General features: G+C 58.7%; 23 protein-coding genes. 12 read left to right on the forward strand and 11 right to left on the reverse strand.

Annotated features, from left to right (window positions below; genetic code table 11):
- Positions 1-37: 37 nt before the first annotated feature.
- The gene (locus ENH71_RS00120; protein ID WP_294133105.1) at positions 38-832 is read left to right on the forward strand and encodes an SDR family NAD(P)-dependent oxidoreductase; all 795 of its coding nucleotides are present in this window, start codon (positions 38-40) and stop codon (positions 830-832) included.
- An 11-nt stretch (positions 833-843) separates the two neighbouring features.
- On the opposite strand, the gene ENH71_RS00125 is transcribed toward ENH71_RS00120, so the two are convergent.
- Both ENH71_RS00125 and ENH71_RS00130 read right to left on the reverse strand, forming a co-directional pair.
- Positions 844-1929, reverse strand: a complete 1086-nt coding sequence (locus ENH71_RS00125) for a strictosidine synthase family protein (RefSeq protein WP_294133102.1) — start codon at positions 1927-1929, stop codon at positions 844-846.
- Entirely contained in the window at positions 1929-2879 is a 951-nt protein-coding gene (locus ENH71_RS00130; protein WP_294133099.1) for an alpha/beta fold hydrolase, read from the reverse strand. The genes ENH71_RS00125 and ENH71_RS00130 overlap by 1 nt, the downstream gene beginning before the upstream one ends.
- 324 nt (positions 2880-3203) lie before the next feature.
- Here ENH71_RS00130 and ENH71_RS00135 point away from each other — a divergent pair, with 324 nt between their 5' ends.
- From ENH71_RS00135 to ENH71_RS00150, 4 genes are all read left to right on the forward strand, one after another.
- Entirely contained in the window at positions 3204-4154 is a 951-nt protein-coding gene (locus tag ENH71_RS00135) for a sulfurtransferase (protein ID WP_294133095.1), read from the forward strand.
- On the forward strand, positions 4151-5500 hold the full coding sequence (locus ENH71_RS00140; protein WP_317622377.1) for a YeeE/YedE family protein: 1350 nt from the start codon (positions 4151-4153) through the stop codon (positions 5498-5500). The genes ENH71_RS00135 and ENH71_RS00140 overlap by 4 nt, the downstream gene beginning before the upstream one ends.
- Before the next feature lie 143 nt (positions 5501-5643).
- Positions 5644-6006: a hypothetical protein gene (locus ENH71_RS00145; protein WP_294133092.1), complete on the forward strand. Its 363-nt coding sequence runs from the start codon at positions 5644-5646 to the stop codon at positions 6004-6006.
- Between the two features lie 41 nt (positions 6007-6047).
- Entirely contained in the window at positions 6048-6680 is a 633-nt protein-coding gene (locus ENH71_RS00150; RefSeq protein ID WP_294133090.1) for an SOUL family heme-binding protein, read from the forward strand.
- Positions 6681-6727: 47 nt separating this feature from the next.
- On the opposite strand, the gene ENH71_RS00155 is transcribed toward ENH71_RS00150, so the two are convergent.
- Positions 6728-7780 (reverse strand): hypothetical protein, encoded by a 1053-nt coding sequence (locus tag ENH71_RS00155; RefSeq protein ID WP_294133087.1) that lies wholly within the window; start codon positions 7778-7780, stop codon positions 6728-6730.
- Between the two features lie 368 nt (positions 7781-8148).
- On the opposite strand from ENH71_RS00155, the gene ENH71_RS00160 reads away from it, so the two are divergent.
- From ENH71_RS00160 to ENH71_RS00170, 3 genes are read left to right on the forward strand one after another with little or no spacing between them, the layout of a single operon-like run.
- Entirely contained in the window at positions 8149-9411 is a 1263-nt protein-coding gene (locus tag ENH71_RS00160; RefSeq protein WP_294133085.1) for a M20 family metallopeptidase, read from the forward strand.
- Positions 9412-9448: 37 nt separating this feature from the next.
- Entirely contained in the window at positions 9449-9826 is a 378-nt protein-coding gene (locus ENH71_RS00165; protein WP_294133083.1) for a DUF4345 family protein, read from the forward strand.
- Positions 9823-10362, forward strand: a complete 540-nt coding sequence (locus ENH71_RS00170) for a hypothetical protein (protein ID WP_294133081.1) — start codon at positions 9823-9825, stop codon at positions 10360-10362. The genes ENH71_RS00165 and ENH71_RS00170 overlap by 4 nt, the downstream gene beginning before the upstream one ends.
- Positions 10363-10460: 98 nt before the next feature.
- On the opposite strand, the gene ENH71_RS00175 is transcribed toward ENH71_RS00170, so the two are convergent.
- Together ENH71_RS00175 and ENH71_RS00180 are read right to left on the reverse strand one after the other, a co-directional pair.
- Positions 10461-12296: a redoxin domain-containing protein gene (locus tag ENH71_RS00175; protein ID WP_294133079.1), complete on the reverse strand. Its 1836-nt coding sequence runs from the start codon at positions 12294-12296 to the stop codon at positions 10461-10463.
- Positions 12297-12438: 142 nt separating this feature from the next.
- Positions 12439-12612: a DUF6435 family protein gene (locus tag ENH71_RS00180; protein WP_294133077.1), complete on the reverse strand. Its 174-nt coding sequence runs from the start codon at positions 12610-12612 to the stop codon at positions 12439-12441.
- A 257-nt stretch (positions 12613-12869) separates the two neighbouring features.
- On the opposite strand from ENH71_RS00180, the gene ENH71_RS00185 reads away from it, so the two are divergent.
- Together ENH71_RS00185 and ENH71_RS00195 are read left to right on the forward strand one after the other, a co-directional pair.
- Positions 12870-14255: a M24 family metallopeptidase gene (locus ENH71_RS00185; RefSeq protein WP_294133075.1), complete on the forward strand. Its 1386-nt coding sequence runs from the start codon at positions 12870-12872 to the stop codon at positions 14253-14255.
- 307 nt (positions 14256-14562) lie between these two features.
- Positions 14563-14760, forward strand: coding sequence for a DUF2283 domain-containing protein (locus ENH71_RS00195; RefSeq protein WP_294133071.1), 198 nt, complete (start codon positions 14563-14565; stop codon positions 14758-14760).
- A 9-nt stretch (positions 14761-14769) separates the two neighbouring features.
- On the opposite strand, the gene ENH71_RS00200 is transcribed toward ENH71_RS00195, so the two are convergent.
- The gene (locus ENH71_RS00200; RefSeq protein WP_294133069.1) at positions 14770-15354 is read right to left on the reverse strand and encodes a DUF998 domain-containing protein; all 585 of its coding nucleotides are present in this window, start codon (positions 15352-15354) and stop codon (positions 14770-14772) included.
- A 76-nt stretch (positions 15355-15430) separates the two neighbouring features.
- Between ENH71_RS00200 and ENH71_RS00205 the strand changes: the two genes are divergently transcribed.
- Positions 15431-16681: a saccharopine dehydrogenase family protein gene (locus ENH71_RS00205; RefSeq protein ID WP_294133067.1), complete on the forward strand. Its 1251-nt coding sequence runs from the start codon at positions 15431-15433 to the stop codon at positions 16679-16681.
- Here ENH71_RS00205 and ENH71_RS00210 read toward each other — a convergent pair.
- The 5 genes from ENH71_RS00210 to ENH71_RS00230 all read right to left on the reverse strand — a co-directional run bounded on the left by ENH71_RS00210 (position 16662) and on the right by ENH71_RS00230 (position 19651).
- Positions 16662-17534 carry a CPBP family intramembrane glutamic endopeptidase gene (locus ENH71_RS00210; protein WP_294133064.1) on the reverse strand — a complete coding sequence of 291 codons (873 nt, stop codon included), beginning with the start codon at positions 17532-17534 and terminating at the stop codon, positions 16662-16664. The two genes, ENH71_RS00205 and ENH71_RS00210, sit on opposite strands and share 20 nt — an antisense overlap.
- A 126-nt stretch (positions 17535-17660) precedes the next feature.
- The gene (locus tag ENH71_RS00215; RefSeq protein WP_294133061.1) at positions 17661-18149 is read right to left on the reverse strand and encodes a fasciclin domain-containing protein; all 489 of its coding nucleotides are present in this window, start codon (positions 18147-18149) and stop codon (positions 17661-17663) included.
- A 147-nt stretch (positions 18150-18296) separates the two neighbouring features.
- The gene (gene relB / locus ENH71_RS00220) at positions 18297-18584 is read right to left on the reverse strand and encodes a type II toxin-antitoxin system RelB family anti-toxin (RefSeq protein ID WP_294133059.1); all 288 of its coding nucleotides are present in this window, start codon (positions 18582-18584) and stop codon (positions 18297-18299) included.
- Entirely contained in the window at positions 18571-18915 is a 345-nt protein-coding gene (locus ENH71_RS00225; protein WP_294133056.1) for a type II toxin-antitoxin system RelE/ParE family toxin, read from the reverse strand. Before ENH71_RS00225 ends, relB begins: the two co-directional genes overlap by 14 nt.
- Before the next feature lie 190 nt (positions 18916-19105).
- Positions 19106-19651: a YqiA/YcfP family alpha/beta fold hydrolase gene (locus ENH71_RS00230; RefSeq protein ID WP_294133053.1), complete on the reverse strand. Its 546-nt coding sequence runs from the start codon at positions 19649-19651 to the stop codon at positions 19106-19108.
- Positions 19652-19820: 169 nt separating this feature from the next.
- On the opposite strand from ENH71_RS00230, the gene ENH71_RS00235 reads away from it, so the two are divergent.
- Entirely contained in the window at positions 19821-22124 is a 2304-nt protein-coding gene (locus tag ENH71_RS00235; protein ID WP_294133051.1) for a S9 family peptidase, read from the forward strand.
- Positions 22125-22204: the final 80 nt, after the last annotated feature.

Below are 22204 nucleotides of genomic sequence, written 5' to 3' on the forward strand. Positions count from 1 at the left end.
GGTATATACTTTAAAGATCTAATGTCGGGAGCTAATCATGCCAAATCGTCTTGCTGTCATCACCGGCGCCACCAGCGGCATTGGCGCCGCCTACGCTGAAGCGTTTGCGCAGCGTGGTTACGATTTACTGCTGACCGGGCGGCGGGAAAAAGAGTTGAGCGAACTGGCTCAGCGCTTGGCAGCGCAGTATTCGGTAGCAGCCGAACTGCAACTCGGCGACTTGTCCGATCCGAAGGATTTGCAAGCCCTGGTCGATACCGTTACGCAGTTGCCGGCATTGGATGCCCTGGTCAATAACGCCGGTTATGCTGTTGATGGTCGGCTTGCTGAGGTTGAATGGTCAAAACAGAAAGCGCTGCTGGACGTACATGTCACTGCCACCACGCAACTGACGCATGCAGCACTGCCAAACCTGCTCAGCGCCAAAGGTATTCTGATCAATGTCGCCTCCGTCGCCAGTTGGATACCCACCGCGCAAAGTGTACTGTACGGGCCGACCAAAGCCTATGTGCGCAGCTTTACCGAAAGCGTCGGGCTGGGTTACCGGAAGGATGGCCTGAAAGCGCTGGCGCTGTGTCCGGGCTTCACCATCACTGATTTTCATTCCCGCATGGGCATCGACCCGGACACGTTCTACAAGGACAAAGGTTTTACCAGAGCGTGGACCGCCGGGCAGGTGGTCAGCCAGTCCTTCAAAGACCTTGAGAAGGGTCGCCTGGTGTCCGTGCAGGGCTGGAACTACAAATTGCTGGTGTTCTTCATGCGGCATTTGCCCATGACCTGGATGGCCGCCGCGCTGGGGCGCTCGGGCTCGGCACGATTTAGCAAGTAGCCTATTTCCGCTCAGCGTGAACAATCCACAATGTGGTCTTCAAACACTGACCCGATAAGTAGTCGGTCGCTGTGCCAGGCACCGACGCTGGATCCCGAGATCAGCTCCCCGGTATCCATGAACACGGTGCTGACCGTGTAGCCTGAAGTACCTGGTCGCACACGTACCACCTGTGAGGGTGAATTGACGTTTGCATCCGTCGAGTGGCGCACAAAGGTGAGCAGACGAGGGTGCCCGCCAAGCCAAAGATCCCCTGTGGCCGGGTCAACCTCGATATTGTCAGCGCCAAAACCCACGTCTATACCTTGCTGGTGTGTCAGTGTACCGCTGGCCGGATCACGCTGGTACACCCGGATGCGATTGCGACTGACTTCAGCAACGTACAGTTGCGCTCCGTCAGTGGAGACGTTGATGCCATTTGCAAAACTGAGGCCGTCGAGCGCTTCCTGAAATGAGTCGCCATCGTAATAAACAACATTTGCCAGGGGCAGGCGCAGATAGTCCTCCAGTTGGCGCATCGCGCCCGGACCGGAACCATGGTCGTTGGTAAAGTAGAACCGCTCATGGTCCACACCCACCACATCATTGGGGCTGATCATCCGTTCATCAGCATGGGTTTGCCGGTGAATCAACGAACTCCCCACCACATCAAACACCTCGATGGTATGCAGCGGACCAGACTCTTCGCCTTCGGGTGCGCCAAACAGCGACTCACCGGGGTGGTTGACCACGAACAGTGTTTCACGCCCATCGGCGCCGACGTACAGCGAGATTCCGTGCGGTCGAAAGTTCAGATCTGCATCCGGTGTCAAATTGACTGGCACGGCTGACGCTGCCTCCAGGTCGTAGCGAAAGATGGCACCGGGCGCGGGGTTGCCGCTGATCATCGCGCGTCGGTCATCACTGGAAATATAGGCGAAGCGCCCATCAGGATGAATGGTGATATCTTCGCTGCCGGGCATGCCCGGGACCTGACGGCATTGCCCGTATTGCTGGTCGACGAGCGTGCGGAATTCACCGGCGTCGTTGACCAGATACAACACGTAGACACCAGCCACAGCACAAACGGCGCCGAACACCAGCAGGAGCTTGCGCATCAGCGCTGCGCACCCAGCCACCAGCGCAGCGTGTCGGTCACTTTATCCGCGGCATCCTGCTGCACAAAATGCCCTGCGTCCGGCACCGCAACAATCGTGGTGCCGGCGTCGTTCCAGTCCCAGGTGTTATTCAGCCCATCCGAATGCAGCGCGGTATCATCCAGGCCGTGAATCACCAACAGCGGCACGTCCAGCTGTGGTACCTCGGGCGAGAGCGGTGGTGGTGTGTCTGACAGCGCCGGCAAACGCGGGAAGTTACGCTTGTAATAGGCAAGCATTGCATCAAAATCCGATTGGCTGAAAGCCTCGACATAGCGCTGCCGTGCCACCGGATCCTGTACCCAGCCGGCCATGGTTTGTGGCATCATCGGCCCGCCAAAAAAGATGTCCGAATCAGACGGTGAGCCTTGCTGAAAGCGTCGTGCGTAAGCACTGTTGGCGCGCTGCTCCTCATTGATGGTCAGTTCCCGAATCATGCCATTGGGGTGGGGCAGGTTCATCACCACCAACCGGTCGACCATCTGCGGGTAAGCAAACGCAAAGTTCCACGCCACCATACCGCCCCAGTCATGCCCGACCACGATTGCACTGTCCTGACCAAAGGCGCGGATGACTGCAGCGACATCTGCCGTTAACAGGCGCATGTCGTAGTTCTCATCACCTTCCGGCTGGCCGCTCAGGTTGTAACCACGCTGATCAATCGCCACCACCTGGTATTGATCCTGCAGCCCTTCCATCTGATGCCGCCAGCTGTACCAGAAATCCGGAAAGCCATGGATCATCACCATCAGCGGGCCTTCACCCACTGTAGCGTAATGAATGCGCACCCCGTCATTGTCGACGTAGCCGTGCCTTGCGCTGTCCCAGACATCGGCCTGCAGCGTCGATGCTGCGACCAGCAGGCATCCTGCCAGGCCGACCTGCATAGCCATGCGTTTGACTGTATTCATGTGCGCACCTCCATTAAGCTGGCCAAAACACGATCATTATGGGTCAGTGAAGCCGATTATGGCGCCGGAGTAAAGTGCCATTGGTCCGGGTCTGTGCGGTTTGGCAAGCGCTAAGCAACCCCGGGCGCCGTCAGAAGGGCTGCGCAGGGTTGGCCTGCACGATGGTACTTTGACCGGAATGTTTATAAACTACCGCACCACAATTCGCTGCTTGCTCAGCAAGCACCGTCCCCGAGGAAGTGCGTCTGTGATGAATACCAAACCCTGCTATGAATCTCGTCGACCATTGTTGTCGTTGGGGCCTTGCGTTTCCGGGAGCCACTAATGCCCAGACCCGCCTGTTACCTGCTAGGCCTGTGGATATGGCTGGCCGCCAGTGCCGCGTTGGCACAACCTGCCCAGTGGTCGCCACTGCTGCAGGTGAATACGCTGGCCGGCATTCTGGACGGACCGGTACCGGTGCGTGTGATCCATGTCACGGGTGATGCCGGCGCCGGGGTGATTCCCGGAGCGGTGCGTGCGCCATATTCAGACTTTCGTGGCCCCGGCAGCAATGCCGGTCAGTTGCCGCCTATGCAGGCACTGCAAGCATTGCTGCAACAGCTGGGCATAGACGCAGAGACACCCGTTGTTGTGGTACATCAGGGCAGCAGTGCCTCCGATTTTGGCGCCGCCACCCGCGTGTACTGGACGCTGAAGTCACTGGGCGTGCAGCACCTGGCGGTGCTCAATGGCGGCTTTCAACAGTGGCAGGCGGCCGGCTTGCCGGTGAGCATGGAGCCTGCAGTTGTCCCTGTCTCCCGCTATCAGCCGCTCTGGCAAGACACCTGGCGTCTGACCAGCGAACAGGTTGCCGACGCCCTGGCCGATGACCGCATCACCCTGCTTGACTCAAGACCAGCTGCGTTCTATCTGGGGCAACAGAGCATTGCCGCGCAACCGGGCACCATTCGCGGTGCTGAAAATCTGAGCTTCGCCACCTGGTTTGATGGCAACCAGCTCAAGCCCCTGAGTGAACTGCAACAACTGCTGAGCACGAACCGGCCTGTCCAGACGCCGACAACAGTCGCCTTTTGCAACACCGGGCACTGGGCTTCGATTAACTGGTTTGTACTCAGCGAGTTGCTGGGGGTGTCCGATACCCGCCTGTATGCCGAAAGCGTTGTCGAGTGGGCGCAACAGGCCCGACCCATGGACAATCAGCCCGGGCGTCTGGCCTGGTACTGGGACATGACGCGCGACTGGTGGCGGCAAATAACGGACAACCAGCCATGATGCTTGCGAACGCCCGGACCGGAACGCTGACCGAACCGCTGATTGTGCGTGCCGGACTCGCACTGCTCATGCTCGCCATTGTGTTTATCACCTTTGCCATTGCCGGGCCGCGTTCTGCCTTGCTGATGCTGACCGGGCTTGGCTTCGGGCTGGTGCTGGAAGGCCTGCGCTTTGGTTTCGCCGGTCCCTGGCGCCAGATGCTGACCGAACGTGATTGCAGGGGTCTGGTGACACAGTTTATGGCCATTGGTCTGTTCGCACTGGTGGCATTCCCGCTGCTGGCGAACGCACCGGAGGAGCTCGCCGGCGCGCATGCACCGGTCGGGCTTGCCATGATTGCCGGGGCTTTTGTGTTTGGCGCCGCCATGCAGGTGGTGCTCGGCTGCGGTTCGGGCGTACTGGTGAACGCCGGCAGCGGCAACCTGGTAGCCGTGCTGGCTTTGCCAGGGTTCATCGCGGGCAGCTTTGTGGGTTCACTGCATCTGGAGTGGTGGACAGCCCTGGGCAGCCTGCCGGTGCTGTCACTGCAGGGGCTGTTTGGCGCCGGTCCGGGTTTATGGTTGACCCTGTTTGGTCTGCTGTTACTGGCCAGTGTTGCCATAGCCCGCGCTGTGCCGGGCAAACGCCTGCCCGGCGCCAGACTGCGGTGGGCCGCGGTATTGGTTGCTGCGCTGGCGGTGCTCAACCTGGTCATTGCCGGACAATCCTGGGGCGTGGTTTACGGGCTGGGTCTGTGGGGCGCCAAAACCGCGCAGGCTGCCGGTATGGAGGTCGCCGCCACGGGCTTCTGGGCCGCTGCAGGCAATGCCCAGCGTCTTGAACAAAGTCTGCTGACCGATGTCACCTCGCTGACCAACATCGGCATCCTTGCTGGGGCGTTTATCGTCATGCAGTGGCGCCGGGCTGCCGGCACCGGTCAGGCGAATGCGCAGGTACGGTTACCCAGGCATTTTCTGTGGCTGGTGATGCTGGTGGCGGGCCTGGTGCTCGGTTACAGCGCCCGCATCGCTTTCGGCTGCAATGTCGGCGCTTATTTTAGCGGTATCGCCACCGGCAGTGTGCATGGCTGGGTCTGGTTCCTGGCAGCATTTGTTGGCGCTGCGCTCGGCATCCGGCTGCGAAACCGTCTGTTCTCGGTCGGTGCTGAGCCGGGAGCACACAACACCCCTGCATCCGTGCTGGCGCCCGGAAGACCTGCTGCTGCGATGGCGGCCATCGCATTGGTGCTGGCATTACTGCTAATAGACTACCGCGTGTCCGTCGCAATCAACCCGTTTGCAGCGCCACCCCCGACCGCCTATGGGTCGGGTCTGGCGCCGACAGGGGGCCACTGCACACAGCTGTGATAAGAGCTGTGCGTGCAGCCAACGGCGTCGTCCCGTTCCCGTTATTGAACCGTTGGTCTTCCGTCGACGTATTGACAACAGCCAGTGCTGATTAGCAGTTACTGGCATTCAATCGGGCACAATAACGGGCGGAGAACACGATCATGATAAGAAAAATATTGTTGGCCATGGCCCTGGTGGTCTGTTCGGGTTCATTGCAGGCGCAATCCGCTGTCGCCGGAAACTGGCTGTTTGCCATGACCAGCCCGTTTGGTGTTGTTAACGCCGATGTTATGCTGATCACTGACGGTGACAAGCTCAGCGGCCAGTTCGACCTTGGCAACGGCCGCATCTGGCCGATAGAGAACGGCGCTGTTGTCGGCACCAGCATCAGTTTCTCGGTGACCCGCGACGGCGCCAATATGACCTACCTGATGAGCGCAGACATCAATGGCGACAACGCTATCGGTTCCGCCAGTGCCATGGGTAGCACGTCGGACTGGACGATGACACGGATTCAGGAGTAGCGTGTGTTTAACGCAGTCCACCCACAGGTTGGCGATTCCTGATGCAGACAATAACCTGGCGTGGCCTGCTGGCTCTGTTACTGATCGTTAACTGGACAAGTGTCATGGCTATTGAAGAGCCGGAATACTCGGTGATAACTCATCTGGATGAGGTTGAATTCCGCCTGTACAAACCGTATCTGCTGGCGGAGACGCTGGTGGCCGGTGAGCGCAGTCAGAAACGTGCCGCCAATATGGGTTTCAGGCGGCTGTTTGATTACATCTCTGGCGCCAATTCGGTGCAGAGCAAGATGGCAATGACCGCGCCTGTGCAGCAGCAACCGGCCTCACAGAAGATCGCTATGACGGCGCCGGTGCAGCAGACACCGGCCGGGGAAGGTTGGCTGATAGCCTTTGTGGTACCGGGCAAGTTCACTGAGGAGAGCGTGCCGCAACCCGATAACCCTGACGTCAGCATCCGTGCCGTGCCGGAACAGGTGATGGCCGTGCTGAGCTACACCGGGCGCTGGACCGAGGAAAATCACCAGCGGCATCGGCAGGCGTTGCTGGCTGCGCTGTCAGCCGCTGATGTTGAGGTGCTGGGGCAACCGGTAACAGCGGCCTACAATTCACCGTTCTCGCTGCCGTTTATGCGGCGCAATGAGGTGATGGTGGCGGTGGCCGCGGCGCCCTGAGCGGGCATCCGCTCTTCTGGGCCTGCTGTGCACCCCTCTGATCGCCTCTACTGAGCTGCTGCTTCGGCCTCCTGACGTCGCGCACCGGCCAGTATGCCCGGCATCGCGTAGTTGCCCTCATGGCAGGCGTATTCGTACATCGGCCCCTCTGATGCGTGGAAACTCAGCTCCGCGGTCCATGGTTGGGCGTAAAGATTGTCATCCTCGACGGTAAACTGATAAACGATTTCGGTATCCGAATAGCGACTGAAGCGTTCGGTGATTTTACCGTCAGCTGTGATCGGCACCGCGCTCTGTTCCATCTGTTGTGGATTGATGTTGACGGTTTCCACGATCAACTCGCCGTTCTCATACCAGCCGCGCGAATCGCCGAACCATTGTTGCCAGGCCACCGGCCGCTGATTTAAGCGGGCGGTGGCAGCATCCGGGTACAGCGGAATGATGCGCGCGTCATGCACCATCTCGACCTCAATCACCACATATTCATCGGTCTGCACAAACCGGTAGGTGCTGTTGTACAGCGTGCCCATCATGCCGGGACCGGCCGTGTTGCCGAAACCGATCAGGCAGCGCTCGGACAGAGGCAGGGCTTCCGGGCCGGACATGTCGCCCACGCCGGTGGCATAACGCACGCCGAAATTGCGTCGCTGCAACTGGGCAGCGGGTGTCTCCAGCCGCGGAATCTGGCCATTCTCGGGATCAATGATGTAGGAGCTGCGGAATTCGCCCTTGACCCGCGCCAGTGACGAGCCCGGGTCAATCCAGAAGTCGTTGTAGGCGCGCAGCCCAAAGTCATCGCCGCCGGCAGCCGGCGCCGCCGGGGTATCGGCACTGCCAGCCGGGTCACTGTCAGTCGCCTCAAACTCCCCCGCCGGCAAGCCCGCCACGCTGGTATTGGTGGCGATCTGGTAGGCCTGGGCTGCAGTGACGACCAGAGGTTCAACGTTCTCCGGTCGTGTCAGTCGGGTCAGCGCGGCATTGGTCCAGATGCCGCCCAGCTCGGGGCGCGCATCCTCCTGCGCCCAACCCATCGTGCTGCCGATGGTTAAGGTTGCCCCAACGAGCTTGCAGATGGCGACAGAATGTCTGGTGTTAAGCATGGCGAATCTCCCAGTTTTTATTATGAGCCTGAGGCTTTTCGATACGGGCAGTACAAAATGTAGTCCTGCCAAGGGGGAATGTAAAGTGGGAATGGTCGGGTACCTTTCCTTGCCAAAATTACGCCGCGCACGGTGAGGTTTTGTGGCGCCCCGCGCTCACCCTAAGCGGGCCACATATCGCTAAATCACGGATCACTCAAACATCTCCAGCAATGACATTTACCCCGATGATAATCTGGAAGATAGCCTCACACGGCTGGGAGTCGGTTTCCGGCGCGTTCAAGTGCCGGCTCGCTTGACCCTACCTCTGCGCTTTGTGATGATCTATCACCATACCGCGTGTCGATCACGCTTAGCGGAGTCCCCTCATGCCCCGATTTACCCTTGCCTGTCTGTTATCTGCCATTTTCCTGCCCCTGCCCCTGTCCCTGGCCTTGCCACTGCATGCCCAGCAAGGCTCGCTGCTGGACGACGCCCTGAGCGATGACACAGTTCAGCAGGGCCTGACGCTTATCGAGGAGTCGGCCGCGCTGTCGGCTAACAACCTGGTGAATATTGGCGGCATCATTTCTCCTTCTGGCCAAGAGCATGAGCGCGCCGCGGCGGTGGCTGAACTGATGCGGGAAATCGGGCTCACTGCTGTGACGGTGTCAGGCGCACCGAATGTGGTCGGCCGCATTCCGGGGCGCTCGGGCAGGGCGCTGGTGTTTGTTTCGACGCTGGACGACCTGGCTACCGTGGCCGAGCACCAACGTGCCGCTGACAGCCCGCCTGTCATCGAGGGCGATCGCGTGGTGGGACCGGGCACCAATACCTCGCTCACCACCGTGGCCATGTTATCGGCGGCGCGCGCCCTGATAGCAACGGGCGTGATGCCGGAGCATGACCTGGTGTTTGCCGCTGTCGCCCAGGAGGAGACCGGGCTGCGTGGTATGCAGGAGCTCTATGCCGACTATCGCGACCGCGCCGTGGCGTTTGTCGACATTCTGGGCGAGGGCAGCGGTATCAGCTACGGTGCGTTGGGCATCCACTGGTGGCGTGTACATGCTGAGGGTCCTGCCGGCCACACGCTTAATGGCGGCCTGCCGAACGTCAATCAGGGCATTGGCCGCGCCGTCGATCGCATCCTGCAGATCACTGACCCGCAGGTCTACAGTGATCGCCGCACCCGCCTCAACGTGGCCATGCTCAACAGCGGCGCCGTGTTCAATCATAAACCGGAGACGGGCTGGTTCTCACTGGACGTGCGCTCACTGGACCCTGAGCACATTGAGTCGATGGAGCAGCAGGTGCGGCAGATTCTGGCTGAGGTCACCGACGAGCTGGGCATCACCTTTCGCATGGAGCCCTTTTCCATGATGCCGCCCGGACAGATTGAGGGCGCACGGGAGAGTGCGCTGGTACAAACCTCACTGGCAATTTCCGACTACCTGGGCAGCAGCCCGTCGTTGTCTGATGCCGGCTCTGCCAACCTCAACGTCGCCATTGCCGGTGGCACGCTGGCCATCGGTATCTCCAGTGAGCGTGGCGGGCAACGCGGTTTTGCCGATGAGTGGGCGAGTATCGAGGTCATGCAGCGCACCGCGAAAAATGTGTTTCTGACCGCGGTGACGATAGGAGGTGCACGTTGAGCAGTCCCAATAAACCCAATGAACAAGGAGGCAGGTCATGATGCTTGGCAAAACGGTTTTGGGTGTTTCCGCCCTGGTGTTCATTGCTTACGGGTTGGTCAGTCTGGTCTCTCCGGCCATTCCTGCCGGATTCGCCGGGCTGGAGATGGGCAACGGTGATGCGTTTGCCGAAGTGGGCGCCATGTATGGTGGGCTGCAAACCGGGATTGGCGGATTCTGCCTGCTGGCTTTGATAAAACCTGACTTCTATCGCGGCGGTCTTGCGCTGCTTACAATTGGCATCGGTGCGATGACAATGGCTCGACTGGTCTCTCTATTGATGGCCACGGACGCGGTCAGCGCCTATTCTTATGGTGCCCTGGGTTATGAGTGTGCGACGGCGGTACTGGCAGCCGTAGCCTGGGCGAAGAAATGACCCAGCACGAATATATCTTCATTGCCGTGTCAATAATCCTGGGTCTGGCCATAACGCGGCTGTTGCATACCATGGCGATGCTGACACGCGCCCATACCCGGGTGCTGTTCCACTGGTCCTCGGCGCTGTGGGCGTTCAGCATCATGCTCTATATTCTGCACCTGTGGTGGGTGGGATGGGAGCTGCGTGAAATTGAGGCATGGACCTTCTTCGACTTTATGGTGCTGGTGTTTGGCTCATCGTGCATTTACGGCGCAGCCGAAATGGCGCTATCGGCCCCTGACACCGGCGACCTTGATATGCTTCACGAGAATCAACACATTGGCCGCCTGTCTGCGCTGTCAATGTTGCTGTATTTCCTGGTGGGGCCATACGTCAATGTATTCATGTATGACAATGCCATTATGCCGTCTATCGCCGTACCGTCAGTGGGCATTTTGCTGATGGTGTTGGTGATCACCCTGCCGCAGCGCTTCAGCCTGTGGTCGGTATTATTCGCTCTCTATTCCCTGATGGTGATAGTGCTGACGGTATAAAAGCCCGATGATCGAGGCGGAGCCTGAACCTGAGCCTTGGGGTGGCGGGGCTGCTGACGGCGCCAAACATGCGCCGTCAGCAGTGATAGGCCTGGCGATCAGTCGGTCTGACTGACCAGTTTCCACTCATAGAAACCCATAAACATTTCTTCCCAGCTTTGCTCACCCCAGTTCACTTCGGTAGCGGGGTCGGGATTGAACCGATTCTGGGCTGAATTATCAAAGGCGCCAACGGCCAGTATCTTGGTGCCAGCCGGCACGCGCAAGGGCTCGGCCAGTTCATGCGACAGCTGCCAGTTGAACGAATACGCCGGCACCGACAGCAGCAGCTCTTCTGAACCATCGGGATACTGGGCAATGAACTTCATTCGCTTGCCCCGGAAATGCATATGCGGCATCAGGCTGCGAATTTCCGCTTCTTCCGGCACAAAGGTGACCAGCTGCATTTCATGATCCTTGGCCTGCGGCGGGATAGAAATGGTAAAGGCATTGCCCACGCCGCCCGACATACGCTCGGCAGGCACTTCGCCCTCCGGGTAGAAGTAGATGCCGATTTCGGTGGCATCGGTCATCTCTTTGCCGGTGGTGGTGTAGTGCATCTGCAGACTTAGACCTGAACCGGCGCGCAGCAGTCCACCCACCCCGTCCGGATTCCATGACACCGCGTTACCCGGCGCATAACCGGCGACTGAGGCCTGGTCGGCATCACCGCCGCCCAGCAGCACGCCTACATCAATGTCAGGGTTTTCGCGGAAGATGCGGTCAATGTCAGGTTGCTCGCCTGCTGCCATGGCAGCAAACATCTGTGCACGAATGGCCGCGGCACGCTCTTCGGGCAGGCTGTTGATGGCCTGTATGAAGGCCGTCTGCGGATCTGCGCGGCCCTCAGGTGGCACCACGGTGGTGATGATGTGGTGCAGCACTTCCGGGCTGCCCGGCGCCACTTCACTGCCCTTCACCCAGCGATCCTGGGTCAGGCCCAGGTCAATGGGAATGTCCATGTAGTCCACCACACCCGTTGCCGGAATGGTTTGTGGCGGCACTTTGATAATCAGGTCCGGCGTACCCATTGTCCACTTGGTGTCCGACCACACCAGTTCGGTCAGCGGATCCTGGTCCGAGCCCTCAACAGATGCACCGGCGTCAATCCAGCGCACCAGCGTCTGCATTTCCTCATCGCTGAGGTTCATTTCATTTTTGATCTGGTGGCCGACCTTGTTGTCGATTTGCCCTGGCGGCATACGTTTGGTCATCACCACTTCACGAATCATTGGCGACCAACCCTGCACGGCAAGATTGCTGTCCATGGCAAAGGGGGCAATGCCGCCGGCGCGGTGACACTCGGCGCAGTTTTCGGCAATGATCGGCGCAATCTCATCCTGGTAAGAAACTGCCGCGCCATCGACGCCGCCGTACTGAATCATCTGGCCCTGGCTGGCAACCTGCATCAGCTCAGGCGACTCACCTGCTTTCAGGCTGCGAACCGCCTGTTCCAGTTGTGCCTGCACCGGGCCGCGATACACCACCTCAAAGGTGGCCGGGTCATAAACAACCGCCTGGTCCATATGCGTCAGCCCGAGTGCTTCGGACACCAGCTGGGCATCATCCATCAATACGGGTATTGGCACATTGGGGATGGCCTGCGCCACCGCCTGACGGTCGGTTTGTTGGCCGGGATTGATCAGGAAAAAAGCGACATCCTGATCCGCATACTGGTTGTAAAGCGCCTGCAGCGCGCTCAGCGACGCCTGGTCGGTGCCACCGACGGCCTGCGGCAGAATCACCACGGCATCGTGATCATCGTACCAGGACATGTGGTGCTGGTAGCCGGTGTGGTCGATCAGGGCGAAATCGCCCACGCGCTCTCCGGCATGGAGGGCAGACGACGCAGCCGCCGTCAGGGTCAATAACACGAGCCGAACAACAGTTCTCATAACATCGTCCTTTTCAACTATCTGTTACAGAAGTACACAGGCTAGACCCAAAAGCGAGCGAGTTCAAGGCATTGTTTACACAAACAAGGGCTGCTGTCGTTCACCGGGCAGGTCATGTCTGGCTGGACGAGGGATCAGGGCATCAGGGCGACTCGTTCAGTGCCTCCAGTCTGGCATAGAGAGTCTCGGCCTCCTCCTGCAAGGCGGAGTAGCCGCGGATATCGCCGTTGCGCTGTGCCTGCATGGCCTGGGCAAGTTTGTCTTCATAGTCTTTTTGCAGTTTTTTCCGGGGGTCGGCTTTAAACAGATTAAACATGGCAGGTCCTTGGCAAAGGCAGGTCAGGGTGGGGTTGCGAGTGTGTTATCACTGATAGATTACGGGAGAAAGGCCAGGACAGATGACATCTGTGCATTGCGGTTGGTTTTCTCTGTCCGGTGACATCGGCAGCCAGGGCATTCGCACTGGACAAGTCCCTGTTGTGGCGATACCTTTTGGTGCCAATGCTATCAAGTCTAATGCCAATGCCATCAAGTCACCCGTTATTCAACTACATACGTACACCGGACCCTCAGATGAAGTCAGTTTCCCCGTTATCAGCGTTCCTGTTCACCCTCGCATTCTTTGCCCTGCCTCATGGGCCGGCACAGGCCCAGCCGCCAATATCAGTGCCGGCGTCCATCCCGGCCCACGTACACCCGCTGCCAAGCCTGCGGGACCAGGCCGTCGAGCAGCAGGCCTGGCTGGAGGCGCGTCTGGATCGCGTGCTGCCGGCGCTGATGAGCGAGTATGGCGTCGACATGTGGATCCTCTCCATGCGCGAGTACGCCGAAGACCCAGTGTTCTGGTCGATCACCTCGCCCACCAGCTTTGCGGCCCGGCGGCGCTCGATCTATGTTTTCACACGGCAGCCGGATGGCAGCGTCGAGCGGCTGGCGCTGGGTGGTGGCAGTCAGGGTGATGTGTTTGAGGCCTACCGCTCAACCCGGCCGGCGCCGACCCAGGACACCGGCGAGCTGGTGGGGGATGAGCAGTGGCAGCTGTTACGCGAACTGATTGAGGACCGCGACCCGGCCAATATCGCACTCAATATTGATCCCGACTGGGCGTTTTCCGACGGGCTGCACGCCGGTGAGCGCGACGTGCTGGAGGAGGCGCTGGGCCCCTATCTCGATCGCGTGGTACGCGAACCGCGCCTGGCGCTGAACTACATCGCACTGCGCCTTCCCGAGATGATGCCGCGCTACCGCCAGATCATGGAGACGGTGCATGCGGTGATCTCCGAAGCGTTCTCCAGCGCGGTGATCACACCCGGCGAAACCACCACCGAAGATGTGATCTGGTGGCTGCGCCAACGCGTGCAGGGCCTGGGTTACCAGGTGTGGTTCCAGCCCTCGGTGGATGTTACTCGTCAGGGCGGCGGCCGCATCAGTGGTGCAACCGTCATCCAGCCCGGAGACCTGCTGTGGACAGACTTCGGCGTGGTGGCGATGAACCTGCACACCGACACCCAGCACCTGGGTTATGTACTTAAACCCGGTGAAACCGAAGCACCAGCGGGTCTACAGGCGTGTCTGGCTGACTCCAACCGCATGCAGGAGCTGCTGCTGGAAGAGATGGAACCTGGCCGCACGGGTAACGAGATTCTTGCCTCAACACTGGCGCGCATCAGCGCTGAAGGCATCACGGGCACCGTCTATACGCATCCCATCGGTGACCACGGCCATGGCGCCGGGCCGTTGATTGGCCGCTGGGACGGGCAGGAAGGGGTGCCCGTCAGGGGCGATGCCGTGCTGCTGCCATCAACCTGGCACTCCATTGAGCTGCAGGCTACGCGGGCGATTCCCGAGTGGGGCGGTGAGCTGGCAAACTGCCGGCAGGAAGAAGAGGCCTATCTTGACGCTGACGGCCAGCGCCACTGGGTGTTCCGTCGGCAGGAGGCGTTTCATTTAGTGCGGTGACATGCGCTGTTTCTGCTATACACCCTAGGAGAGAACGGTAATAAAGCGATTCAGCAACAAGGAACGGTGCTGATATGAAAACGACCGCATACTTTGATAGGTTGCATGCCAGTGAAGACAGATCTTATATACGGCTACAATGGATTCAGGCAGTTATCGAGTCACCAATACGGGAGGTGACTCAGAACGATGGAAGAATTAGACTTTGGGGTAGCGTGCCAGAGATGGAGAACAGGTTTCTGCGTGTTGTTCTGCTGTCAGATAGAGAGACGGTGCATAACGCTTTTTTCGACCGGAGATTTCGACCATGAAAATGAGTTACTTTGCGGATACGGATACCCTTTACATTGAGTTCAGGTCGATGGGCGCCGCGGATACAAAAGATCTGGATGAAAACACTGTCGTTGATTACGACGGGGAGGGCAACATCGTTGCGATCACGTTGGAGCATGCCAGTGCCAGAACGGATTTGCAAAACGTGACGCTATCCGGGATCGCAGCCTAACGGCAGACTTCATCTGGCAGGCATGCGCCAGGAATACACCAGCAACCACAGGGTGTTCACAAGTATCTGGCTTTTCTGCGCCATGGCCGTGGTGCCCAGGTTGTAGTCGGTCTCGCCGTTCCATGCCAGCAACAGAAAAAAGGCCACGCTCAATAGTCCACACACCAGCGTAAACCGGCGCAGCGGATCATCGCGGCGCCATGCCCAATGCAGCAGCAGAAATACCGGGAATAGCCCCAGCTGCAGCGCCGCGCCCGTGTTGTGCGGCAGCCGGATCGGGTAGGGGAATATCGCCACCAGCAGGATGCCAATCGCCGCCAATACCAGCACTGCAACAGCCAGCTGATCGCCAGCGGAGCGCCGCAATTGGTAAAGGCGAAAGGCAATCATAAACTGCGTGATGGCAATGGCGAAGAAACCCAGCGTCAGCACCCAGCCGGCCGGGCCCACGGCATAAATGCTCAGCGTCCGGTGCCACAGCGATAAATCATCGCGCACGATATGCACGACAATGACAGATACGCAGAACCACAACGCGCAGGCAAACGCCAGGTTGCGGTAACGGCGGTCGGAAATCGCGTTTAGTGTTGGCATGGATGATGTCATACTGGCATCAGATCTGGATAAAGGAACGTCGAGTCCATTCGCTTATCTTCGCACGGAGTACCATATGAATAAACCGCTGATTGTGTTTGGCGCCACCAGTTTTGTCGGGCAGATCCTGTGCCGTTATCTGCATGAATTAAACCTGGAGGCACAGGCTGAGGGCGGTTCCGTCAACTGGCTGATGGCCGCGCGCTCTGAGGAAAAACTCAAGCGTCTGCAGCAGGAGCTGGGCGGCCCCCATGTCCCCGAATATCGATTGGCCGATGCCGGCAACGAGACGCAGCTGCGTGCCTTGTGTGATGAGGCCGGTGTCATCATCTCCACCGTCGGCCCTTACGCACTGTATGGCGAACCACTGATCAAAGTCTGTGTGGAAACCGGCACCGATTATTGTGACCTGACCGGGGAGACCCAGTGGATCCGGCGCATGATCGAACGCTACGAGGCGCAGGCGCGTGTCAGCGGCGCCCGTATCGTGCATTGCTGCGGTTTTGACTCCATCCCCTCAGACCTGGGCGTATGGTTCCTGCAGCAGCAGGCGCAGCAGCAGCTGGGCACGCACTGCCAGCATGTGAAAATGCGCGTACGCAAATTCAAGGGTGGTTTCTCCGGCGGCACCGTGGCCAGCATGATGAATGTCGCCAAAGAAGCGGCCAGCGATCCGGCCCTGCGCCGCGAAATGGCCGATCCCTATTCGCTGTGTCCGCCGGACAGCAAACCGCAGATCAAACAGCACAAGATTACCGCCACGCTGGATGAAGATGTCGACAGCTGGATTGCGCCGTTTGTCATGGAAGCGATCAACACTCGCGTGGTGCACCGCTCCAATGCCTTGTTGGGCCAGCCCTGGGGTGCGGACTTTCAGTACGACGAGGCCGTGATGACGCGTTCTTCCGGCGCTAAAGGCTCTGGCGAAAACAAAGGCCGAAGCCGCGCCAAGCTCACCGCGCTGGGCCAACCACTGATGATGCTGGGGATGGCGGTGCCACCCACACGTTGGTTGATGAGTCGCTTTCTGCCCAAGCCCGGCGAAGGCCCGAGTCCGGAGATGCAACAAAAAGGGTTCTTTGACCTGGTGTTTGTCGGCCACACCCATGACAAGCGCACGATCCGAACCACGCTGTACGGCGAGCGCGATCCGGGTTACGGGGCGACCGGACGTATGCTGGGACAGGCGGCACTGTGTCTGCGCGATGATGTCAGCCGGGAAGACAAACCGGGCGGGTTCTGGACGCCGGCCTCGGCGCTGGCGGAGCCACTGATTGCGCGGTTGGAAGCCAATGCTGGCTTGTCGTTTAAGGTGAAGTCGGCGTAGTGCGTTGTTGGTCTGACCGGCGCAGGCGAATAAACGCGAATACACTGAGGGCTATCAGGCACAGCAAAGAGATAAGTTCGTAATTACCACCTTGCAGGGCCGGGAACAGAATTTCAAAGGTTTCCTCATTGTTCTGCAAGGTGTGAAAAATCATCACCGGCAGCAGTGAGCCGGCGCTGTTATTGAACAACCAGGTGAATACAAAACTCAGGCCAAAGGCCAACAGCAGAAAGGCGATGATCGATAGCAGGTCACGGTCAATCAGCACGGGCAGATGCCACAGCGCCCAGAACAGGCCAATGATGGTGCTGGCGCGAATGGCGGTCATGGACTTTTGCAGGTGCACGAGTGCAAAACCGCGCAAACCCAGCTCCTCGCCCATGGGGCCGCGGAGCAAGAAGGTCACCAGCAAGCCGGTTTCCAGGCTGAACAGCAGCGGGAACAGGTCGTTGATGCTGAAGGTGAATGAGCCGACCGCACCGACCGCAACTGTCGCCAGAAAATAGAAAACAAACGGCAGGCAGGCCAGCAGCCAGATGCGCTTGCCCGCTGCGCCCAGGCGAATTTTGATTAAACCGGCAAACAGGTTGCGAACCCCAGCGCCGCCATACAGCCAGGCCACCACAATCACCCCGCTGATCGAAAAAGCAAAATCCTGCACGCGGGTGATGAAGTACAGCAGGCCGTAAGGCACCCCGACGTCACGCCCATCCCAGGTCCAGGTCTCCGCCATGGTGGCCAGCACCAGCCAGCTGTCCAGGCCGGCGCGCTGGGCCAGCCAGGACAGCAGCAGTATCGGCAGCCAGCCCAGGGCATAGGCGAGTGCAAAGAAAATCAGGATGGGTTTGGTCATGGCTGCTTGGTCATGGCAATTGGGTCAGGCCCTGTTCTTGTTTGAGTTATTAGTAACCCAAAGTGCAGAGCATGGCTATCTTTTTGTAATGCCTTGGGGAATGGTTCTGCAGCCTGGCGCAAGCTGTTACTGCGGCAGCAGTACGGTGTCAATCACGTGAATGACACCATTATCGGCTGCGATATCAGCCGCGACGATGCCCGATTCGTTGATGATAAACCCATCTGTTGATCGCACCAGCAACAAGCCGCCCTGAAGTGTCACAACACTCATGATGGCCCCGGAGATATTCGTCGTACTTATCCTGCCTGATGCCACATGATAGGTCAGCAAGTCAGTAAGCTGCTCGCGGTTCTCCGGCAACAGCAGGTTCTCCAGGGTGCCATCTGGCAGTTTGGCAAAGGCCGCATCATTGGGGGCAAACACCGTGAATGGGCCCTCGCCTCGAAGCGTGTCCTCCAGACCGGCAGCCTGTATCGCCGCGATCAGGGTATTGAATTCACCGGCCTCAGCGGCTGTATCAACGATATCAGCGGCATTAGCCGTCATCGCGGTGATACTCAAAGCGCTGACAAGCAACAGGCTGGAAACGACTTTTCGACTTGATGTAAACACGACAGTACACCTCGGTTAAAATTGAATACTCCGAGGATACGAGTCAGGTGACGATGACGGATCACGGAGAGCCTGGTTCAGACACTGCAGATGTGCAGCGGTGCCACGATCGAGCGCCTCACGGTGTTGATTTCTTATAAGGTATATTCATGTGCGAACTAACTTGATCTGCAGCTCATACCCAACCGCATGCGCATATTTTTGCAGCGTAGCCAGCGAAGGGGAGTGTTTGCCATTGCCCAGGGAAGACTCCAACCGTGTTACTGCCGGCGGTTTTGTGCCCATCAGTGCCGCAACGTCGGCCTGGCTAAGCCCTGCCGTTTGCCTTGCCTTGAGCATCTGGCGCAGAAGCGCAAATTCTGGCGCCATGTCATCGTAAGCAGCTTTCACCTTCGGATTGGAAAGTGCTTTTGCTTTTAATTCACCATGGTTCATTTTTTACCTCACTCAAGCGTTGTTGAGCTTTGCGCAATTCTTTGGCTGGTGTCTTTGGTGTTTTCTTTACAAACCCGTGAAGCATAATGACGCGCTTGCCCACCCTGGTGCAGAAAAAGACTCTGGCAATACCTTCCTTGCTTTTCACCCTCAGCTCACACAGACCATCGGACATGACCTTTGTATGGGGCATCCCCAGATCTGCTCCAAACTCGAGCATCAAATCTGTCAGGCGGAAATACTTTGCCGACATGCCAGCAGGCAGTTTCAACACAAACTGCTCCACATCCTTGTATTTATATTCAATCGTCCATGACATGAATAGTAACATATTTGTTATGTTGCGCAAGAGGCTTGGCTGAATCGTTAATCGGGCCAGTCGCTACTTCATATAAGGTTATAGGCGGCAACTGCCCGAATTGCCAATGCAGAGGGTGTTCGGTAGGAAAACAACTAAATCAGATGGGACAAGGGAAAGCGGCGTTCAATTGATAGTAACACTGGGGGATCGCTTCAGCGCCTCATCGCAGCTTCGCGTGAGCCTCAATCAGCGGCAGCGCCTCCTCCATATGCGAAAAGCGATGCGAGCCACCAGCAAAGGTATGCACCGTCATTTGCGGTCCCAGCGCATCAAGGGTCGCCTGGGAGTCAAGCAGCTCGTCAGCCATGTCCAGCAGCACGATGCCGCGCGCTGAGGGCAGGAAGTCCGGATAACCCCTGGCCGTGTCGGCGGTCAGGGTAAACGGCCGGCCATAGTGGTCGAGATGCGAGCCGATGTATTTGCCCAGTATGGCCGAAGGCGCCATGACCGGATTGATCGCCACGAAGGATTTGCCGGTGGCTTCGGATAGTTTGGAGACCAGAAAGCCGCCCATGGAGGTGCCGATCAGTAGGTCCGCTTGCTGCAGTAAGTGTTCCACGTCGGCCAGAACTTTGTCATAGCCCTGCGAATAGTCGGGCGCGAAGGCGACGACATTGGCGATTTTTCTGAGTGTGACCTGCTTGTCGCCATTGGGGTCGACCTTGGCGCCGAAGCCGTGGATGTAGAGGATGTTTAACTTGGACATGATTTTTCCGTCTATTGGGGGAGCTGGCGCTTTAAGTCTAAATTTGCCAATATCGAATCCTATATCGAAACCGTCGATTGGTAAAATGAGTGATCCGTAACATGGGCCAGAGTGACAATTTCAAGGCTACTGTTGCCCTTCTCTAACACACTGATACACAGGGGTTTTCATGCGTGGCGCGTTGATTGTTGTCTTGCCCTTCATTCTTGTCGCCTGCGAGCGGGCAGCAACACAGATGACGGACGGGTCCGGTGAACAACTGACCATCGAGCGCCTCTACGGCTCGCCGGATCTGACCGGCCCAACGGCCCGCAATGTGCAGTTCTCACCCGATGGCAGTCGCATCAGCTTCCTGCGCGCAAAAGACGATGACCGCACCGTGCAGGATTTGTGGGCAATGGATGTTGCCACCGGTGAGGCCTATTTGTTGGTCGATGCGCGCCAGCTGGTACCAGAAGAGCGCGAGCTGACGGAGGCTGAAATCCAGTTCCGCGAGCGATCGCGCATCACCTCTTCCGGGGTGGTGACCTATCAATGGGACGAAACAGGCGCTGCGGTTCTGGTGCCTCTGGACGGCGATGTGTTCTACGTCGATGTGGAAAGCACACAAACCCGCCGCCTGACCGAAACAGAGGCGTTTGAGACCGACGCCAAGGTCAGTCCGAACGGCGGCTTCGTCTCCTTTATCCGCGACCAGAATCTATGGATACATGATCTTTCTACCGGGGAAGAGCGTGCCCTGACGACCGAAGGCGGCGGTGACATCAGCTGGGGCATGGCCGAGTTTGTTGCCCAGGAAGAGATGAGCCGCTATACCGGTTACTGGTGGTCGCCCGATGACAGCCGCATCGCGGTTGCACGCGTTGATGAAAGCCCGGTAATGGTGGTGGAGCGCTTCGGCATTTCTGCCGACGCCGTTTCGGTGTCAGAACAGCGGTATCCGCGGGCCGGCACGCCAAATGCCCTGGTGACACTGCACGTCATCGACCTTGGCTCTGGCGACATGGTTGAGGCCTCTGGCGACATGGGCGAGAAAGCCGAGATAGCCGAGATAGCCGAGATGGATCTGGGCAGCGATACCGACATCTACCTCAGCCGCGTCAACTGGAGCGAGTCTGGCGAGACCTTATGGGTGCAGCGACAGAATCGGGCGCAGACGCAGTGGGACCTGCTTGCACTTGATCCGCGCACGGGTGCTGAAGACACAACACGACGTATCACAGAGCAGGCAGATACCTGGATCAATCTGGCGCACGATCTGCAAACACTTGCCGGTGGCGGTCTGCTCTATCTCAGCGAACAATCCGGCTTTCGCCATATTCGTCATGTCGGCGCAGATGGCGTAGCCCGCGATATCACATCGGGAGATTGGGTGGTCGATAGCCTGGAAGCCGTCGACGAGGACGCGGGTATTGTCTGGTTCTCTGGCTGGAGGGATACACCACTGGAACGCCACCTGTACTCAGTGAGCCTTGATGGCGGCGAACCGCAGCGTATTACGTCTGGCGAAGGACGCTGGAACGTATCGGTCGGTTCTGGCGGATCAGGCTTTATCGGCACTTACTCCGACATCGACACCCCGCCCAACACCGGGCTGTATTCCATTGCAGGTGAACGCATTGCCTGGGTGGAGGAAAACCCGCTGGACCAGGCTCATCCTTACGCGCCTTATCTGGCGCGTCATGTCCGGCCCGAGTATGGCACACTGACGGCCGCAGACGGGCAGACCGAACTGCACTGGCAGATGTATCGGTCGGACCACTGCACGGCAGCGACGCCCTGCCCAGCCATCGTTCAGGTGTATGGCGGGCCCGGCGTACAGACTGTCACCAGGGGATGGCAGTCACTGCGCGATCAGATTCTTGCCCAGTCCGGCTACGTGCTTTTTAAGGTCGATAACCGAGGCAGTTCAAACCGGGGCCATGCCTTTGAAGCGCCGCTGCATCTGCGCATGGGTATTCTTGAAGTTGAGGACCAACTGGCCGGGCTGGACTGGCTGCAGGCGCGTGATTTTGTGGACGCCAACAGAGTGGGTCTGTGGGGCTGGTCCTATGGCGGCTACATGACATTGATGACCACGCTGCAGGCGCCGGGCAGGTTTGCCGCAGGCATTGCCGGGGCGCCGGTTACGGACTGGGCGCTATACGACACACACTACACCGAACGCTTCATGTCGACCCCGCAGGACAATGCCGACGGGTATGACGCCGGCTCGGTCTTTGCCCACCTTGATGGTTACCAGACCCCTCTGCTGATTATTCACGGCATGGCGGATGACAACGTGACGTTTGATCACTCCACCCGATTGTTCGCAGAGCTGCAAGAGCGCGGCCAGGTGTTCGAGATAATGACCTACCCAGGCCAACGCCACGGCATCCGCCCGCCCGCTCTGCAGACTCACTTGCTCAGAACGCAAATGGCGTTTTTCAACCGGTACTTGAGGGGCGAAAACAACGAAGGCAAGTCAATCTAAGAGGAGGGTAACCGAAGGGCTCAACCGAGGAGGCTGCTCGCACTGCTCTGACGGCTAACATGAACCAGCCACTTACACAG

Origin of the sequence: Pseudohongiella sp., assembly GCF_011050365.1 — a bacterium.
In the GTDB taxonomy this organism is placed as follows: domain Bacteria; phylum Pseudomonadota; class Gammaproteobacteria; order Pseudomonadales; family Pseudohongiellaceae; genus Pseudohongiella.

Excerpts from the sequence above, each read along its gene's own strand:
- ENH71_RS00120 (WP_294133105.1), top strand. The coding sequence starts at position 38 with ATGCCAAATCGTCTTGCTGTCATCACCGGCGCCACCAGCGGCATTGGC.
- ENH71_RS00125 (WP_294133102.1), bottom strand. The coding sequence starts at position 1,929 with ATGCGCAAGCTCCTGCTGGTGTTCGGCGCCGTTTGTGCTGTGGCTGGT.
- ENH71_RS00130 (WP_294133099.1), bottom strand. The coding sequence starts at position 2,879 with ATGAATACAGTCAAACGCATGGCTATGCAGGTCGGCCTGGCAGGATGC.
- ENH71_RS00135 (WP_294133095.1), top strand. The coding sequence starts at position 3,204 with ATGCCCAGACCCGCCTGTTACCTGCTAGGCCTGTGGATATGGCTGGCC.
- ENH71_RS00140 (WP_317622377.1), top strand. The coding sequence starts at position 4,151 with ATGATGCTTGCGAACGCCCGGACCGGAACGCTGACCGAACCGCTGATT.
- ENH71_RS00145 (WP_294133092.1), top strand. The coding sequence starts at position 5,644 with ATGATAAGAAAAATATTGTTGGCCATGGCCCTGGTGGTCTGTTCGGGT.
- ENH71_RS00150 (WP_294133090.1), top strand. The coding sequence starts at position 6,048 with ATGCAGACAATAACCTGGCGTGGCCTGCTGGCTCTGTTACTGATCGTT.
- ENH71_RS00155 (WP_294133087.1), bottom strand. The coding sequence starts at position 7,780 with ATGCTTAACACCAGACATTCTGTCGCCATCTGCAAGCTCGTTGGGGCA.
- ENH71_RS00160 (WP_294133085.1), top strand. The coding sequence starts at position 8,149 with ATGCCCCGATTTACCCTTGCCTGTCTGTTATCTGCCATTTTCCTGCCC.
- ENH71_RS00165 (WP_294133083.1), top strand. The coding sequence starts at position 9,449 with ATGATGCTTGGCAAAACGGTTTTGGGTGTTTCCGCCCTGGTGTTCATT.
- ENH71_RS00170 (WP_294133081.1), top strand. The coding sequence starts at position 9,823 with ATGACCCAGCACGAATATATCTTCATTGCCGTGTCAATAATCCTGGGT.
- ENH71_RS00175 (WP_294133079.1), bottom strand. The coding sequence starts at position 12,296 with ATGAGAACTGTTGTTCGGCTCGTGTTATTGACCCTGACGGCGGCTGCG.
- ENH71_RS00180 (WP_294133077.1), bottom strand. The coding sequence starts at position 12,612 with ATGTTTAATCTGTTTAAAGCCGACCCCCGGAAAAAACTGCAAAAAGAC.
- ENH71_RS00185 (WP_294133075.1), top strand. The coding sequence starts at position 12,870 with ATGAAGTCAGTTTCCCCGTTATCAGCGTTCCTGTTCACCCTCGCATTC.
- ENH71_RS00195 (WP_294133071.1), top strand. The coding sequence starts at position 14,563 with ATGAAAATGAGTTACTTTGCGGATACGGATACCCTTTACATTGAGTTC.
- ENH71_RS00200 (WP_294133069.1), bottom strand. The coding sequence starts at position 15,354 with ATGCCAACACTAAACGCGATTTCCGACCGCCGTTACCGCAACCTGGCG.
- ENH71_RS00205 (WP_294133067.1), top strand. The coding sequence starts at position 15,431 with ATGAATAAACCGCTGATTGTGTTTGGCGCCACCAGTTTTGTCGGGCAG.
- ENH71_RS00210 (WP_294133064.1), bottom strand. The coding sequence starts at position 17,534 with ATGACCAAACCCATCCTGATTTTCTTTGCACTCGCCTATGCCCTGGGC.
- relB (WP_294133059.1), bottom strand. The coding sequence starts at position 18,584 with ATGAACCATGGTGAATTAAAAGCAAAAGCACTTTCCAATCCGAAGGTG.
- ENH71_RS00225 (WP_294133056.1), bottom strand. The coding sequence starts at position 18,915 with ATGTTACTATTCATGTCATGGACGATTGAATATAAATACAAGGATGTG.
- ENH71_RS00230 (WP_294133053.1), bottom strand. The coding sequence starts at position 19,651 with ATGTCCAAGTTAAACATCCTCTACATCCACGGCTTCGGCGCCAAGGTC.
- ENH71_RS00235 (WP_294133051.1), top strand. The coding sequence starts at position 19,821 with ATGCGTGGCGCGTTGATTGTTGTCTTGCCCTTCATTCTTGTCGCCTGC.